Origin of the sequence: Streptomyces sp. 13-12-16, assembly GCF_002114215.1 — a bacterium.
Classification (GTDB): Bacteria; Actinomycetota; Actinomycetes; order Streptomycetales; family Streptomycetaceae; genus Streptomyces.
Window position 1 is genome coordinate 592 of record NZ_NCTE01001469.1, and the last position, 15,648, is coordinate 16,239.

Consider the following 15,648-nt stretch of genomic DNA (forward strand, 5'->3'; position numbering starts at 1 on the left):
ACGCTCGCCGAGGCGCGCACCGAGTCGGACACGGCGTGTGCGCGTGAGGTGCCGCCGCGTGACTACGGTTTCGACCCGTCGGTCCACGAAGCGGGGTCGTGGACCAGTGAGGGGCCCTGGAAATCAGGCACACATGTCGTCGTGTGCACCGTAAGGAGGCAGAACGGGGGCACCATGGAGGGAGCCGAACCATGAGGAGGGTGTTGCGATGCCCGGTTCCACGAACGGTTCCACGTCGACGAAGACCATGGGGGTGCTCACCGTCGGCGGTCTGGTCGCCGTGACGGCGTACACGGTGGCGCTCGGCAGCAACGGCTGGCTGTGGTTCGGCTGGGTCGTCCTGGGGCTGATCACCTTGGGAATGGTGGCCACCCGCAGCGCCTGAGGGGCGCCGGGGCGGCGGCCTCACTTCGGGGTGAGCCGCCCCGTCAGGTGCACGCCCGGCTGGTACTTCGGCAGCCGGACGGTGATCTTCATGCCCGCGCCCACGGCCGTCTCGATGACGAGGCCGTGGTCGTCGCCGTAGACCTGGCGGAGCCGGTCGTCGACGTTGGACAGTCCGATGCCGCCGGTGGGGCTGACCTCGCGGGCGAGGATGCGGCGGAGCAGGCCGGGGTCCATTCCGGCGCCGTCGTCCTCGATGACGACCAGGGCCTCGGCGCCGGCGTCCTGTGCGGTGATCTGGATGTGGCACTTGTCCGCCTTGCCCTCCAGGCCGTGCTTGACGGCGTTCTCCACCAGCGGCTGGAGGCAGAGGAAGGGCAGCGCGACCGGCAGCACCTCGGGGGCGATCTGCAGGGTGACGGAGAGGCGGTCGCCGAAGCGTGCCCGTACCAGTGCCAGATAGTGGTCGATGGCGTGGAGTTCGTCGGCGAGGGTGGTGAAGTCGCCGTGCCGGCGGAACGAGTAGCGGGTGAAGTCGGCGAACTCCAGGAGCAGCTCGCGGGCCCGTTCGGGGTCGGTGCGCACGAACGAGGCGATCACGGCGAGCGAGTTGAAGATGAAGTGCGGGGAGATCTGGGCGCGCAGGGCCCTGATCTCGGCCTCGATGAGGCGGGTGCGGGACTGGTCGAGGTCGGCGAGTTCGAGCTGGACGGAGACCCAGCGGGCGACCTCCCCGGCGGCCCGGACCAGGACCGCGGACTCGCGGGGCGCGCAGGCGACGAGCGCGCCGTGCACCCGGTCGTCGACGGTGAGCGGGGTGACGACCGCCCAGCGCACCGAGCAGTCGGGGGTGTCGCAGGTGAGCGGGAAGGCCTCGCCGCGGCCGGTGTCGAGGGGGCCGGTGAGGCGTTCCATGATCTCGGCGCGGTGGTGGGCGCCGACGCCGTCCCAGACGAGGACCCGGTCGCGGTCGGTGAGGCAGAGGGCGTCCGTCCCCAGCAGGGAGCGCAGTTTGCGGGCGGACTTGCCGGCGGCCTCCTCCGTCAGGCCGGCCCGCAGCGGGGGCGTGGCCAGGGACGCGGTGTGCAGGGTCTCGAAGGTGGCGTGCTCGACGGGGGTGCCGAGTCCGGCGAGGCTGGCGGGGCGGGCGGTGCGCCGGCCGATCCAGAACCCGGCGGCCAGCAGGGGCAGGACGGCGACGAGCAGACCGGCGAGGAAACCGCTCATGCGGACACCTCCGTACGGAGTTCCTCCGGCAGGTGGAAGCGGGCCAGGACCGCCGCCGTGCCGGGCGGTACCCGGCCGGGGGTGGCCAGGGACACCAGGATCATGGTGAGGAAGCCCAGCGGCACCGACCACAGCGCGGGCCAGGCGAGCAGGGCGTGCCAGGGCCCCGCGCCCGGGTAGCCGGCCATGGTCGCGGCGACGGCGAGGAAGGCGGAGCCGCCGCCCACCAGCATCCCGGCCGCCGCGCCGGGCGGGGTCAGCCGGCGCCACCAGATGCCGAGGACGAGCAGCGGGCAGAACGACGAGGCCGACACGGCGAAGGCGAGCCCCACGGCGTCGGCCACCGGCAGCCCGCCGACCAGGAGGCTCGCCCCGAGCGGTACGGCCATGGCGAGCACGGTGCCGAGCCGGAAGTGCCGTACGCCGCGGGTGGGGAGCACGTCCTGGGTGAGCACGCCGGCGACGGCCATGGTGAGCCCGGAGGCCGTCGACAGGAACGCGGCGAAGGCGCCCCCGGCGACCAGCGCGCCGAGGAGGTCCCCGCCCGTCCCGCCGATCATGCGGCCGGGCAGGAGCAGGACGGCGGCGTCCGCGTCGCCGGTGAGGGTGAGCTCGGGCGCGTAGAGCCGGCCGAGGGCGCCGTAGACCGGCGGGAGGAGGTAGAAGGCGCCGACCAGGCCGAGGACCGCGACGGTGGTGCGGCGGGCGGCGACGCCGTGCGGGCTGGTGTAGAAGCGGACCACCACGTGGGGCAGGCCCATGGTGCCGAAGAAGGTGGCGAGGATCAGCCCGTACGTGGCGTACAGCGGTCGTTCCTCGCGGGACTCGGCGCGGGAGGGCGACAGGGCGTCGTCGGCGCCGCGTCCGGCGGCGGGGACCTCGGTGCCCTCGGCGAAGGTGAGCCGGGTGCCGCCGTCGATGCGGTGGGGTCCCGCGGACAGGCCGGTCTCGGCGCCGTCGAGCTCGCGGCCGTCGACGGTGCCGTCCACGGTGACGGTGAGCGGCTCGGTGAGCCGGAGCACGAGCGTGTCGTCGATGCGCACCACCCGCTGTTCGCGGAAGGCGGCCGGTTCGTCGAAGGCGTGGCTGGGGGCGCCGTCGCTCTGCCAGGCGGTGATCAGGAAGAGGGCGGGGACGAGCAGGGCGGTGAGTTTCAGCCAGTACTGGAAGGCCTGGACGAAGGTGATGCTGCGCATGCCGCCCGCGCCGACGATGACGGTGACCACGGCGGCGACGATCACCCCGCCGAGCCAGTCGGGCGCTCCGGTGAGGACGGTCAGGGTGAGCCCCGCGCCCTGGAGCTGGGGCAGCAGGTACAGCCAGCCGACGCCGACGACGAAGGCGCCCGCGAGCCGCCGTACCGTCTGCGAGGCGAGCCGGGCCTCGGCGAAGTCGGGCAGGGTGTAGGCGCCGGAGCGGCGCAGCGGGGCGGCGACGAACAGCAGCAGCACCAGATAGCCGGCGGTGTAGCCGACCGGGTACCAGAGCATGTCCGGGCCCTGGACGAGGACGAGGCCCGCGATGCCGAGGAAGGAGGCGGCGGAGAGGTACTCGCCGCTGATGGCGGCCGCGTTGAGGCGGGGGCCGACGGTGCGGGAGGCGACGTAGAAGTCGGAGGTGGTGCGGGAGACGCGCAGGCCGAAGGCGCCGACGAGGACGGTCGCGAGGACGACGAGGGCGACGGCGGGAACGGCGTAGGTGGAGTTCACGGCGGTGTGCGTTCCGGTCTCAGCGGTCCTCGACGAGCCGCACGAAGTCGCGTTCGTTGCGTTCGGCGCGGCGCACGTACCAGCGGGCGAGCAGGACCAGCGGGGGGTACAGCCCGAAGCCGAGCACCGCCCACTCCAGGCGGGCGTCCGGGGCGGCGGCGAAGACCAGCGGGAGCGGGCCGACGAGCAGGACGAGGACGGCGAACACGGTGAGTCCGGTGCGCAGCTGGATGCGCATCAGGGAGCGGACGTAGGTGTGGCCGAGGGTGGTCTGCTCGTCGATCTCGGTGCGCGGGCGGTAGTAGCCGAAGGAGCGGCGGGCGCGGCGGGGCGGGCCGGTGACGACCACCCGGCGTTCGGTCGGGTCCTGGGGCATGCGTCCTCCCCTCTAGCTCGTGGTCCGGCGCATCAGCAGGTCCCGCAGTTCACGGGCGTGCCGCCGGCTGACCTGGAGTTCCTCGGAGCCGATCAGGACGCTCACGGTGCCCGCGTCGAGCCGGAGCTCGCCGATGTGGCGCAGGGCGACCAGGTGGCGGCGGTGGATGCGGACGAAGCCGCGGGAGCGCCAGCGCTCCTCCAGGGTGGAGAGCGGGATCCGTACGAGGTGGCTGCCCCGGTCGGTGTGCAGGCGGGCGTAGTCGCCCTGGGCCTCGACGTGGGTGATGTCGTCGACGGCGACGAAGCGGGTCACGCCGCCGAGTTCGACGGGTATGTGGTCGGGGTCGGGTTCGTGCACGGGGATGCGCGGGGCTGTGGTGTCGCGCTGTGCGGCGGCGCGCAGTTCGACGACGCGGCGGACCGCCTCGGCCAGCCGTTCCTTGCGCACGGGTTTGAGGACGTAGTCGGCGGCCTTGAGGTCGAAGGCCTGGACGGCGAAGTCCTCGTGGGCGGTGACGAACACGATGAACGGCGGCCGGGCGAACCCGGTGAGCAGCCGGGCCAGGTCGAGTCCGTCGAGGCCGGGCATCTGGATGTCGAGGAAGACGACGTCGATGGCCTCGGGCCCGTCGGGTCCCGACTCCAGGGCGCGGTTGATGCGGCGCAGCGCCTCGGTGGCGTCGCCGGCGCCCTCGGCACTGCCGATGCGGGGGTCGGTGTTCAGCAGGTAGAGCAGTTCCTCCAGTGAGGGGCGTTCGTCGTCGACGGCGAGGGCGCGCAGCATGAAGGTGGAGTGTAGGGGGGTTTTCCACGTCTGGACATGCCCCGGACATGGGCGTTCGCGCTGGATACAGTGCCCGCATGAACAGCAGGCCCGCGTCGTTCGACGAACTCGACCGGAAGATCGTCACCGCGCTGATGGCGAACGCCAGGACGTCCTTCGCCGAGATCGGCGCGGCCGTCGGGCTGTCGTCGACGGCGGTCAAGCGCCGGGTGGACCGGCTGCGCGAGACCGGGGTGATCACCGGGTTCACGGCGACGGTGCGGCCGTCGGCGCTGGGCTGGCGCACCGAGGCGTACGTCGAGGTGTACTGCGAGGGGGCGGCGCCGCCCCGGCGGCTGGCGGAGGTGGTGCGCAACCATCCGGAGATCGCCGCGGCGATGACGGTGACCGGGGGCGCGGACGCGCTGCTGCACGTGCGGGCGCGGGACGTGGAGCACTTCGAGGAGGTGCTGGAGCGGATCCGCCAGGAGCCGTTCATCCGGAAGACGATCAGTGTGATGGTGCTGTCCCACCTGCTGCCGGACAGTCCTGAGGCAGGAGTGAGTCAGCCGGCGCCGGGCGGCGCACCGGACGTGCGCTGAACGGTGGAACTGCGCAGTGTTCCTGCGTGAACACGCAGCTCTTGTTCCTTGTCGCCCGTGTCGCCCGCTTCCTACCGTGGTCTCACCCCCTGTCGAGACCGCGTGGAAGCGGAGGAACCCCTCTGTGCACGACTTCCGTGTGGCGTCCCGGCGGCGTTACCTCGTCTGCGAACCCAGACACTTCGCCGTCCGGTACGCGATCAACCCCTGGATGCGTCCCGACCGTCCCGTCGACGTCGCCCTCGCCCAACGCCAGTGGCGGACGATGGTCGACACCTACCGCGACCACGGTCATACCGTGGAGACCGTGAACCCCGAGCCCGCCCTGCCCGACATGGTGTTCGCCGCGAACGCGGCGGTCGTCGTCGGGGGCCGCGTCCTCGGCTCCCTGTTCCTGGCGCCCGAGCGGCGCCCCGAGTCCGTGCCGTACGAGGCCTGGTTCAAGGCCGAGGGGTACGACGTCCAGCACCCCGGGTCGGTGTGCGAGGGCGAGGGCGACCTGGTGCCCGCCGGGCGCTGGATCCTCGCCGGCACCGGCTTCCGCACCACCCGTGAGGCGCACCACGAGGCGCAGGAGTTCTTCGGGGTGCCGGTGATCGGCCTGACGCTGGTGGATCCGTACTTCTACCACCTGGACACGGCGCTGTTCGTGCTGGACGAGGAGAACGTCGCGTACTACCCGGAGGCGTTCTCGCCGGGCAGCCGCGAGGTGCTCGCCCGGCTGTATCCGGACGCGGTGCTCGCGACCCGTGAGGACGCGATGGCGTTCGGTCTGAACTCCGTCTCCGACGGGCGCCACGTGTTCGTCTCCCCGGGGGCCACGGCCCTCGCCGCCCGGCTCGCCGACCGCGGCTACGTTCCCGTCCCCGTCGACATGTCCGAGTTCCACAAGGCGGGCGGGGGCATCAAGTGCTGCACACAGGAGATCCGCTCATGACTGCTGTCGTCCCCGCGCGTACGTCCGCCGAGCTGATCGGCGCGGAGGAGCCGGTCCTCGCGCACAACTACCATCCGCTGCCCGTGGTCGTCGCCCGCGCGGAGGGCGCGTGGGTGGAGGACGTGGAGGGCCGGCGGTACCTCGACATGCTGGCCGGTTACTCGGCGCTCAACTTCGGCCACCGGCATCCGGCGCTGGTCGAGGCGGCGCACCGCCAGCTCGACCGGCTCACGCTGACCTCGCGCGCGTTCCACAACGACCGGCTCGCGGAGTTCGCGGAGCGGCTGGCCGCGCTGACCGGGCTGGACATGGTGCTGCCCATGAACACCGGCGCGGAGGCGGTGGAGAGCGGGATCAAGGTGGCCCGCAAGTGGGCCTACGACGTGAAGGGCGTCCCGGCGGACCGGGCGACGATCGTGGTGGCGGCGGACAACTTCCACGGCCGTACGACGACGATCGTGAGCTTCTCCACGGACGAGGTCGCGCGGAGCGGGTTCGGGCCCTTCACCCCGGGCTTCCGGGTGGTGCCGTACAACGATCTCGCGGCGCTGGAGGCCGCGGTCGACGAGACGACGGCGGCGGTGCTGATCGAGCCGGTCCAGGGCGAGGCGGGCGTGATCGTCCCGGACGACGGCTACCTCACCGGGGTGCGGGAGCTGACGCGCCGCGCGGGGTGCCTGTTTGTCGCGGACGAGATCCAGTCGGGCCTGGGCCGCACCGGCCGTACGCTCGCCGTGGAGCACGAGTCGGTCGTCCCGGACGTCGTGCTGCTCGGCAAGGCGCTGGGCGGCGGCATCGTCCCGGTGTCGGCGGTGGTGGCCCGGCGGGAGGTGCTCGAAGTACTCCGTCCGGGTGAACACGGGTCGACCTTCGGCGGCAATCCGCTGGCCGCGGCGGTCGGTACGGCCGTGGTGGAGCTGCTGGAGACGGGCGAGTTCCAGCGCCGGGCGGCGGAACTGGGCGGCATCCTGCGCGAGGGCCTGGAGTCGCTCGTCGGCAAGGGCGTGGTCGGGTTCCGCTCCCGCGGTCTGTGGGCGGGCGTGGACGTCGACCCGGCGCTCGGCACCGGCCGCGAGGTCAGCGAACGCCTGATGAGGGAGGGCATCCTGGTCAAGGACACCCACGGCTCCACCATCCGCCTGGCCCCGCCGCTGACCGTCACGGCGGAGGAGCTGCAGAGCGCCCTGCACACCGTGGAGAAGGTCCTGGCTCGGCAGGCCTGAGCCCCCGCCGTCCCCCGGCGGGCACCCCGCGGGCACCCGGCGGGCACCCGGCGGGGGACGGCATATCCCAAAAGGCCCTCATCCTTCCCGAAGGGTGAAGATGGGGACAAGAGGGGGTAGACCACTCTCAGCGACAGAGAGGTCGGCCGTGGGCGGACACAAGGAGCAGGACGTTGCCCGGCAGGGGTTCGATGTGGCCGACGCCGTTCCCCTGTTGCTTGATCCGCACGGCATGGTGTCGAGCTGGACCGGCGGGGCCGAGCGGCTGCTGGGGTACCGCGCCGCCGAGGCCGTGGGCCGCAAGTTCGCCGAGCTGCTGGTCCCCGAGGACGCCGAGCGGGTGCCGGACCTGGTCGAGCGGTGCCGCTCGGACGGCGACTGGGCGGGGTTGATGACGGCCCGGCACCGGGACGGGCGGCCGGTCGCGGTGATGGTGCGGATCACGCCGACCCTGGGGCCGCGGGGCCGTTCGTCGCTGCTGGTCCTGCTCTCGGAACTGGCCGGCTCGTCCGGCTGGGACATGAGCCGCGCCGTGCTGGAGCAGATGGTCGCCGGGACGTCGATCGGCATCGCGATCGTGGACACGGAGCTGCGCTTCGTGTGGTCCAACGCCGCGCTCGAACAGTTCGGTGGCGGGCCGGCCGGGCGGCGCCTGGGGCTGCGGTTCGCGGACGTCCAGCCGGGGCTGGACGCCGAGGCCGTCGAGGAACGGATGCGGCACGTACTGGACACCGGCGAGCAGGTGGTCGACTACGAACACGTCGGCCACGCCCGCTCGGCGCCGCTGCGCGAGACCGTCCACATGCTGTCGTTCACCCGCCTCGACGACGACCGGGGCCGCCCGATGGGCGTGTACTACACCGTCGTGGACGTCACCGAGCGGCACCGCGCCCGTCAGCGCCTCGCCCTGCTCGACCGGGCCGGCAAGCACATCGGCCGCACCCTGGACGTCCTGCGCACCGCGCAGGAACTGGCGGACGTGACCGTGCCGGAACTCGCGGACTACGTCACCGTGGACCTGCTGGAGCCGGTACTGCGCGGCGCCGAGGTCCAGCCGGGCCCGCTCACCGATTCCGACCGGGTGCCGCTGTGCCGGGCGGGCCAGCGGTCGCTGTACGAGGACCTGCCGCGGGCGGTCATGGAGACCGGGACGGTCCTGCGGTACCTGGCGGACTCTCCGCCGGTGCGCTGTCTGACCACGGGCCGGTCCTGGCTCCAGGAGCGGCTCGACCCGCTCGCCCTGGCGTGGGTCACGCCGCCGGGCGGCCGGGAGTCCACCTTCCTGGAGCTCGGCCTGCGGAGCGCGATGATCGTCCCGGTCCGGGCCCGGGGCGGCACCCTGGGCGTCACCGGGTTCTTCCGACGTCGGCACGACCCTTTCACCGAGGACGACCTCCATCTGGCCGAGGACCTCGTCTCCCGCGCCGCCGTCTGCGTGGACAACGCCCGGCGCTACACCCGCGAGCGGGACGCCGCGCTGGTCCTGCAGCGCAGTCTGCTGCCCCGGCGACTGCCCGAGCAGGACGCCGTGGAGGTCTCCGCCTGCTACCGCCCGGCGGACGAGCTGACCGGGCTGGGCGGCGACTGGTACGACCTGATCCCGCTGTCCGGCGCCCGTGTCGCCCTGGTCGTCGGCGAGGTGCCGGGGCACGGCATCGACGCCGCCGCGGCCATGGGGCGGCTGCGCACCGCCGTACGGACGCTGGCCGCGATCGACCTGCCGCCCGAGGAGGTGCTCGCCCATCTGGACGACCTGGCGTCCCGGCTGGCGCGGGACGAGGGCGACGGGGAGTCCGGGGACTTCCCCGGCCGGTCCGTCGGATCCGGCTGCCTGTACGTCGTCTACGACCCGGTGACCGGGCAGTGCACGATGGCGGCCGCCGGCCATCCCGCGCCCGCCGTGGTGGCGCCCGACGGCACGGTCACCTTCGTCGACCTCCCGCAGGGACCGGCGCTCGGGGTGGGTGGCCCGCCGTTCGAGGCGGTGGAGCTGGCCCTGGCCGAGGGCAGCACGCTCGCCCTGCACACGGACGGTCTGCTGGCCGGCGGAAAGCCCTCGCCCGATGGGGGGCCCTCGCCCGACGGGACGGACCGCGAACGGCTGCGGCAGGCACTGCGGGGCGCCGCGACCGCGCTCGAGCCGAGCTGCCGCGCGGTGGTCGACATGCTGGTCCCGGCCAGGCCGTACGACGACGTGGCCCTGCTGATGGCCCGTACCAAACGCCTCGACCCCGGGCGGATCGCGGTCTGGGACCTGCCGGCGGACCCGGCGGTCGTGGCCGAGGCCCGCAGGACCAGCACCCGGCAGCTGGCCCGCTGGGGACTGGACGACCTGGTCTTCACCACGGAGCTGATCGTCAGCGAGCTGGTCACCAACGCCATCCGGCACGCCGGCGGCCCCGTCCGGCTGCGGCTGATCCACGAGCAGGCGCTGGTGTGCGAGGTGTTCGACGGCGGTGCCACCGCACCCCATCTGCGGCATCCCCGCGCGATGGACGAGGGCGGGCGCGGGCTGCTGCTGGTCTCGCAGCTCACCCAGCGGTGGGGCACCCGGTTCGTTCCCGACGGGAAGATCATCTGGGCGGAACAGTCACTGACCGCGCCGCTGGAATGAGGCGAGAGCCCATGGCGGAAGCGCCGATCGACTACGCGGCGGTCTACCGGGCCCTGCCCGGCATGGTGGCACTGCTGACCCCGGACCTGGTGTACGCGGACGTCAACGAGGCGTTCGTCAGCGGGACCGGACGCCCCCGCGAGACCGTGGTGGGCCGCTTCCTGTTCGACGTGTTCCCGGAGAACCCGAACGACCCGGAGGCCGTGGGCGCGCGGCAACTGCGCGCCTCGCTGCGGCGGGTCCTGTCCACGGGTGAGCGCGACACCATGGCGGTACAGCGTTACGACGTGGAGAACCCGGAGCGTTCCGGGAAGTGGGAGGAGCGCTACTGGAGCCCGGTGAACACCCCGGTGCTCGACCCCGACGGGCATGTCGTGCTGATCGTGCACCGGGTCGAGGAGGTCACCGAGCTGATCCGGGTCCGGGGCGGCGCGGGTGACGGCCGGGGGCGGATGCTGGAGGCCGAGCTGTACGCGCGCGCCCGCGAGCTGCAGGAGCTCAACAACCGGCTGCGCCAGGCGCACGCCCGGGAGCGCGAGGTGGCCCTGGCACTGCAGGAGGCGATGCTGCCCGCCCGCCGGCAGGTCGGCCACCACCGGGCCGCCGTGCGTTACCGGCCCGCGGTGGGCGCGCTCAACGTCTGCGGGGACTGGTACGACCTGGTCGACCTGGTGGGCGGGAACCGCATCGGCGTGTCCGTGGGCGACGTGGTCGGGCACGGGCTGGCTGCGGCCGGGGTGATGGGCCAGCTGCGCAGCGCGCTGACCGCCGCCTCCCGGGTGGCGGACGGGCCCGCGCAGGCGCTGAACGTGGTGGGCCGCTACGCCCATGTGGTGGACGGCGCCGAGTCCGCGACCGCGGTGACGACCTTCATCGACTTCGACCGGCACACCATCACCTACAGCAGCGCCGGCCATCCGCCGCCCGTGCTGCTCCATCACGACGGACGCGTGGAGTTCCTCGACCGGGCCACCGACCCGCCGCTCGACGCCCGGCCGGACCCGGCGCCCCGGCCGGAGGCGGCGACCGGGTTCGAGCCGGGGGCGACCCTGGTGCTCTACACCGACGGGCTGATCGAACGGCGCCGGGAGGACATCGACACGGGGCTGCTGCGGCTCGCCGAGGCCCTGCGCCGGCACCGGACGCAGGATCCCGAGACGCTCGCGGACACCGTGCTGCTGGAGCTGCTGCCGCCGGGCGGCGCCACCGACGACACGGCACTGGTCGTCGTACGGCTGTAGGCGGGTCAGGAGCCGGCGCGCTCCCGGTCGAGGCGCGCGGTGTGTTCCACGTTGCGCCGGTCCTCCGGGTCGTCGCTGGGCGCGCCGGCGAACCAGGCGTCGAGGATCTCCGTCAGCAGCGGCCCGGACGTCAGCCGCAGGCCGATCGCCAGCACGTTGGCGTCGTTCCAGCGGCGCGCGCCGTCCGCCGTGTAGGCGTCCGTGCACAGGGCGGCCCGGACGCCGGGCACCTTGTTCGCGGCGATCGCGGCTCCGGTGCCGGTCCAGCAGCACACCACCGCCTGGTCGGCGGTGCCGGCGGCGACCTCACGGGCCGCCGCCGCCGAGCAGACGGCCCACCGCGGGTCGTCCCCGGGGTTCAGGGCTCCGTGCGCGCGTACCTCGTGGCCGCGCTCGCGGAGTTCGGCGAGGAGGGCGCGGGCCACGGGTTCGTCCATGTCGGAGGAGACGGAGATCCGCATGCGTCCGAGCCTACTCGGCCGGCCGTCCGGCACGGTGCCTTCCGGTCGCGTCGAACCTGATGCCGGGCCGCACCGCCCGCGCCTAGACTGGCACCCCACGACGTGCCGGATGGCCTGCCGGGACGCGGAGGCACCGCCCGTCCGCCGGAGTCGAGGAGCGTGTCCTTGTTCTACTACCTGCTCAAGTACGTGCTGCTGGGCCCGCTGCTGCGTCTGGTCTTCCGGCCGCGAATAGAGGGCCTGGAACACGTGCCGTCGTCCGGCGCCGCCATCGTCGCGGGGAACCACCTGTCGTTCTCGGACCACTTCCTGATGCCGGCCGTGCTCAAGCGGCGCATCACCTTCCTCGCCAAGGCCGAGTACTTCACCGGTCCCGGCCTCAAGGGCCGGCTGACGGCGTTCTTCTTCCACAGCGCGGGGCAGATCCCCGTCGACCGCTCCGGCAAGGAGGCCGGGCAGGCCGCCATCCGGGAGGGCCTCGGCGTGCTGGGCAAGGGGGAACTGCTCGGCATCTACCCGGAGGGCACGCGTTCGCACGACGGCCGCCTCTACAAGGGCAAGGTCGGTGTCGCGGTGATGGCCCTCAAGGCGGGCGTCCCGGTGATTCCCTGCGCGATGATCGGCACGTTCGAGGCCCAGCCGCCCGGCAGGAAGATCCCCCGGATCCACCCGGTGGTGATCCGTTTCGGCAAGCCGCTGGACTTCTCGCGCTACGCGGGGATGGAGAACGAGAAGGCGGTCCTGCGCGCCGCCACCGACGAGCTCATGTACGCCATCCTCACCCTGTCCGAGCAGGAGTACGTCGACCAGTACGCGGCCGTCGCCAAGGCGGAGGACGCCGAGCGCAAGGCGGAGGACAGGCGCCGTTTCCCGCGCATGCCGCTGAGCTGATCCCGGTGGGCGCACGGACGAGGGGCGGCCGGAGGGTTCCGGCCGCCCCTGGTGTGTCGTACGGCGCGGGTGTTACGGCTTCGGCGTGGCGTGCGGTGCGCAGGTCACGTCGGACCGGTCCACCTCGCCGGTGAGCAGGTAGGTGTCCACCCGGTCGTTGACGCACGGGTTGACCAGGCCGGTGACGCCGTGGGATCCGGCGTCCCGCTCGGTGATGAGGCGGGATCCCTTGAGCCGCTGGTGCAGTTCGACGGCGCCCGCGTACGGGGTGGCCGCGTCGCGCTCGGACTGGACGATCAGCACCGGCGGCAGACCCTTGCCGGACTTGACGTCCACGGGCGTTTGCTGCTTGACCGGCCAGGTGGCGCAGGGCAGGTTCATCCAGGCGTTGGCCCAGGTCATGAACGGATGGTCCCGGTGCAGCCGGGTGTTGTCGCGGTCCCACTTGCGCCAACTGGTGGGCCACTTGGCGTCGGTGCACTCCACGGCCGTGTAGACGGCGTTGCCGTTCTCCGAGGCCGCGTTGCCCGCCGTGTCGGAGAGGTCGGGGGCGGCGGCGTCGACGAGCGCCTGGGTGTCGCCGGCGACGTACTGGCTGAAGACGGCCGCCGTGGGCGCCCACGCGGAGTCGTAGTACGGGGCGCTCTGGAAGAAGGAGATCAGCTCGGCCGGGCCGACGACGCCACCGAGGGGGTTCCTCTCGGCGGTGGCGCGCAGTTCGAGCCACCGCTCCTGGACCTCGGCGCGGGTGTCTCCGAGGTGGTAGGTCGCGTCGTTCTCCGCGACCCAGTCCTGCCAGTCCTTCCAGCGGCCCTCGAAGGCGACGTCCTGGTCCAGGTTGGCCTGGTACCAGATCTTCTCGCGGGAGGGGTTGACGACGCTGTCGACGACCATGCGGCGGACGTGGCCCGGGAAGAGGGTGGCGTAGACGGCGCCGAGGTAGGTGCCGTAGGAGACGCCGAGGAAGTTGAGCTTCCGCTCGCCGAGGGCGGCGCGGATGACATCGAGGTCGCGCGCGGTGTTCGGCGTGGTCATGTGCGGCAGCATCTCGCCGCTGCGCTCGTGACAGCCCTCTGCGTACTCGCGGGCGAGCTTGCGCTGGGCCAGCTTGTCGGCCTCGGAGCGGGGCACCGGGTCCGCCTTGGGCGCCTTGACGAACTCCTGCGGGTCGACGCAGGAGATGGGCGCGGACTTGCCGACGCCGCGCGGGTCGAAGCCCACGAAGTCGTACGCCTTGGCCGCGTCGGCCCAGACCGGGTTCTTGGCGGTGACCCGGGCCGGGAAGCGCAGACCGGAACCGCCTGGACCGCCCGGGTTGTACAGGAGCGCGCCCTGGCGTTCGTCCTTGGTGCCGGTGTTGCCGATGCGGTCGACGGCGAGCTTGATCTGCTTGCCGTACGGCTTGGCGTAGTCCATCGGCACCGAGACCCAGCCGCACTGGATCGGCTTGGCCAGGTTCCAGTCGGCGGGACAGTCCTGCCAGTCGACGCCGGTCTCCGCGGCCCGGGCGGCGGCGATCGCCACGCCCCTGGCCTCGCGGTCCTTGCCGTGGTGGGTGTCCGCCGTCGCGCTCGCCGTGGGCGCCGCGACGGCGCCGGCTATGAGCGTCGCCGTCACGAGCACTCCGGCCGAACCGAGCGCGGCCGCCCGCCTCTTCGGTCTGCTGTCCCTCAAGTGGGGCCTCCCCCTACGTCGTTGCGATGGGCAGGGGGATCCTCGCCGCTGTGAGGTGGCCGGGAACAGGGTTCGAGGCCGTTCTTTGCCAATCCGATAACCGGATATTGACGCCCCATCAATCGGACGCACTCTCAGCGGGCCAGGTGTTTCCAGCCCGTCCGGCGTTCGAGGACGAGGCCGTTCAGGCCGAAGGGGGGTCCGGGGCCGCGGCCCCGGAGCGGCCACCACCCGTCAGGTGTCCGCGCGGGCGGAACCCATGGCCGTCAGCGCCCGCAGCCCCTCACCCAGCGCCCGTTCGGAGATCCCCCCGAAGAGCGCCATCTGAGCGGCGAACCCCTGTACGAGCGCGATCATCGCCCGCGCCACCGCGTCGGTGTCGACGTCGGCGGGCATCAGACCGGCGTCCCGGTAGCCCTCGACGACCCTCCCCCAGGCCCTGCGGACGTTCCCGTACCCCTCGCCCAGCACGGCCGCCAGCTCGGGGCTGCGCGTGGTCTCCGTCCACACCTGGATCATCAGCCGCGGGAACATCCACTCGCCGTCGTCCAGGGTGGCCGGCCGCTGCTCCCTCATCCGGGCCAGGGACCGCGGGATGAGCACGTCCGGAGCGGGCGGCGGGCTCTCCTGGGCGGCCTGTTCGAGGATGCCGCGCACCGTGTCGAGCACCTCGGTCACGATCGCGGCGATCAGCTCGTCCTTCCCCCGGAAGTACCGGTAGACGGCGCCCGCGGAGAGGTCCGCCTCCTTGAGCACGTCCTGCATCGAGGTGGCGTGGAAGCCGTTGCGGGCGAAGCAGGACGCGGCGCCGTCGAGGATCTGGCGGCGGCGGGCGTCGAGGTGTTCCTGGGATACGCGGGCCATGACCGCAATCTAAAACGAACATTCCTTCTTGACAAGGAGCGGACGGAGCGGGACGGTGGCCATGAACCTAAAACGAACGATCCTTCTTTATGACCGCCGGAGTCCTCATGTCCCTCTCGACCCTGTCACCGCGCCGTCGCGTCGCCGCCGTGACGCTGCTGATCCCCGTCCTGGTGGGGCTGGCACTCTGGGCCTTCGCCTGGCCCGCGGCCCGTACGGCACCCCGCGACCTGCCGCTCGGCGTGGCCGGCCCCGCCGCCGCGACCGCACCGGTGGAGCAGCGGCTGGAGCACCGGAAGGGCGCCTTCGACCTCCACCACTACGCGGACGAGGCCGCCGCCCGGGAAGCGGTCGAGGACCGCGAGGTGTACGGCGCGGTCGTCGTCACCGGGCAGGGGCCGAAACTGCTCACCGCGTCCGCCGCGAGTCCGGTCGTGGCCCAGCTGCTTCAGCAGGCGGTGGCCTCTCAGGCCTCCGCCCCGGGCGGCCGGGTCGCCACCATGGACGTGGTGCCCGCCCCCGAGGGGGATCCGCGCGGCGCGGTCCTGAACACGAGCGTGCTGCCGCTGGCCCTGGCCGGGATCGGCGCCGGTGTCGCGGTGACGCTGCTGGGGCTGCGCGGCGCCCGCGCGGTGGCCGCACTGGCCGGCTCCGCCGCCCTGGTCGGCGTGGTGGCCGCG

The 15,648-nt window shown here is 72.9% G+C and carries 14 protein-coding genes and 2 pseudogenes; 9 read left to right on the forward strand and 7 right to left on the reverse strand.

Going from position 1 to position 15,648, the window contains the following annotated elements:
• A pseudogene (locus tag B7767_RS47580) lies at window positions 1–195 on the forward strand (serine/threonine protein phosphatase); the annotation flags it as partial.
• Window positions 196–208: 13 nt separating this feature from the next.
• A complete protein-coding gene (locus tag B7767_RS45545; protein ID WP_030822347.1) occupies window positions 209–385 on the forward strand; it encodes a membrane protein in 177 nt (58 codons plus the stop codon).
• A 20-nt stretch (window positions 386–405) separates the two neighbouring features.
• Here the strand turns inward: B7767_RS45545 and B7767_RS42875 are convergent, their stop codons facing one another.
• The 4 genes from B7767_RS42875 to B7767_RS42890 are packed head-to-tail and all read right to left on the reverse strand — an operon-like array spanning window position 406 to window position 4,482.
• Window positions 406–1,611, reverse strand: a complete 1,206-nt coding sequence (locus B7767_RS42875; RefSeq protein ID WP_085576509.1) for a sensor histidine kinase — start codon at window positions 1,609–1,611, stop codon at window positions 406–408.
• Window positions 1,608–3,320: a cation acetate symporter gene (locus B7767_RS42880; protein ID WP_085576510.1), complete on the reverse strand. Its 1,713-nt coding sequence runs from the start codon at window positions 3,318–3,320 to the stop codon at window positions 1,608–1,610. The genes B7767_RS42875 and B7767_RS42880 overlap by 4 nt, the downstream gene beginning before the upstream one ends.
• Window positions 3,321–3,339: 19 nt before the next feature.
• Entirely contained in the window at window positions 3,340–3,696 is a 357-nt protein-coding gene (locus B7767_RS42885) for a hypothetical protein (RefSeq protein ID WP_085576511.1), read from the reverse strand.
• 12 nt (window positions 3,697–3,708) lie between these two features.
• Window positions 3,709–4,482, reverse strand: coding sequence for a LytTR family DNA-binding domain-containing protein (locus tag B7767_RS42890; RefSeq protein ID WP_085576512.1), 774 nt, complete (start codon window positions 4,480–4,482; stop codon window positions 3,709–3,711).
• 77 nt (window positions 4,483–4,559) lie between these two features.
• Between B7767_RS42890 and B7767_RS42895 the strand changes: the two genes are divergently transcribed.
• The 5 genes from B7767_RS42895 (at window position 4,560) to B7767_RS42915 (ending at window position 11,078) form a co-directional block, all read left to right on the forward strand.
• Entirely contained in the window at window positions 4,560–5,063 is a 504-nt protein-coding gene (locus B7767_RS42895; RefSeq protein WP_085576513.1) for an Lrp/AsnC family transcriptional regulator, read from the forward strand.
• Window positions 5,064–5,187: 124 nt separating this feature from the next.
• Window positions 5,188–6,000 carry a dimethylargininase gene (gene ddaH, locus B7767_RS42900; protein WP_085576514.1) on the forward strand — a complete coding sequence of 271 codons (813 nt, stop codon included), beginning with the start codon at window positions 5,188–5,190 and terminating at the stop codon, window positions 5,998–6,000.
• On the forward strand, window positions 5,997–7,223 hold the full coding sequence (gene rocD / locus B7767_RS42905; protein WP_085576515.1) for an ornithine--oxo-acid transaminase: 1,227 nt from the start codon (window positions 5,997–5,999) through the stop codon (window positions 7,221–7,223). Before ddaH ends, rocD begins: the two co-directional genes overlap by 4 nt.
• Window positions 7,224–7,371: 148 nt before the next feature.
• Window positions 7,372–9,837 carry a SpoIIE family protein phosphatase gene (locus B7767_RS42910; RefSeq protein WP_085576516.1) on the forward strand — a complete coding sequence of 822 codons (2,466 nt, stop codon included), beginning with the start codon at window positions 7,372–7,374 and terminating at the stop codon, window positions 9,835–9,837.
• Between the two features lie 11 nt (window positions 9,838–9,848).
• Window positions 9,849–11,078 (forward strand): PP2C family protein-serine/threonine phosphatase, encoded by a 1,230-nt coding sequence (locus B7767_RS42915; protein ID WP_085576517.1) that lies wholly within the window; start codon window positions 9,849–9,851, stop codon window positions 11,076–11,078.
• 5 nt (window positions 11,079–11,083) lie between these two features.
• On the opposite strand, the gene B7767_RS42920 is transcribed toward B7767_RS42915, so the two are convergent.
• Window positions 11,084–11,539: an RpiB/LacA/LacB family sugar-phosphate isomerase gene (locus B7767_RS42920; RefSeq protein ID WP_085576518.1), complete on the reverse strand. Its 456-nt coding sequence runs from the start codon at window positions 11,537–11,539 to the stop codon at window positions 11,084–11,086.
• A gap of 165 nt (window positions 11,540–11,704) precedes the next feature.
• On the opposite strand from B7767_RS42920, the gene B7767_RS42925 reads away from it, so the two are divergent.
• On the forward strand, window positions 11,705–12,430 hold the full coding sequence (locus B7767_RS42925; protein ID WP_085576519.1) for a 1-acyl-sn-glycerol-3-phosphate acyltransferase: 726 nt from the start codon (window positions 11,705–11,707) through the stop codon (window positions 12,428–12,430).
• A gap of 72 nt (window positions 12,431–12,502) precedes the next feature.
• Here B7767_RS42925 and B7767_RS42930 read toward each other — a convergent pair whose 3' ends face one another.
• The gene (locus B7767_RS42930; protein WP_085576520.1) at window positions 12,503–14,104 is read right to left on the reverse strand and encodes an alpha/beta hydrolase; all 1,602 of its coding nucleotides are present in this window, start codon (window positions 14,102–14,104) and stop codon (window positions 12,503–12,505) included.
• 234 nt (window positions 14,105–14,338) lie between these two features.
• Window positions 14,339–14,968, reverse strand: a complete 630-nt coding sequence (locus B7767_RS42935) for a TetR/AcrR family transcriptional regulator (RefSeq protein ID WP_085576521.1) — start codon at window positions 14,966–14,968, stop codon at window positions 14,339–14,341.
• A 107-nt stretch (window positions 14,969–15,075) separates the two neighbouring features.
• On the opposite strand from B7767_RS42935, the pseudogene B7767_RS42940 reads away from it, so the two are divergent.
• Window positions 15,076–15,648: pseudogene (locus tag B7767_RS42940) on the forward strand (ABC transporter permease); the annotation flags it as partial.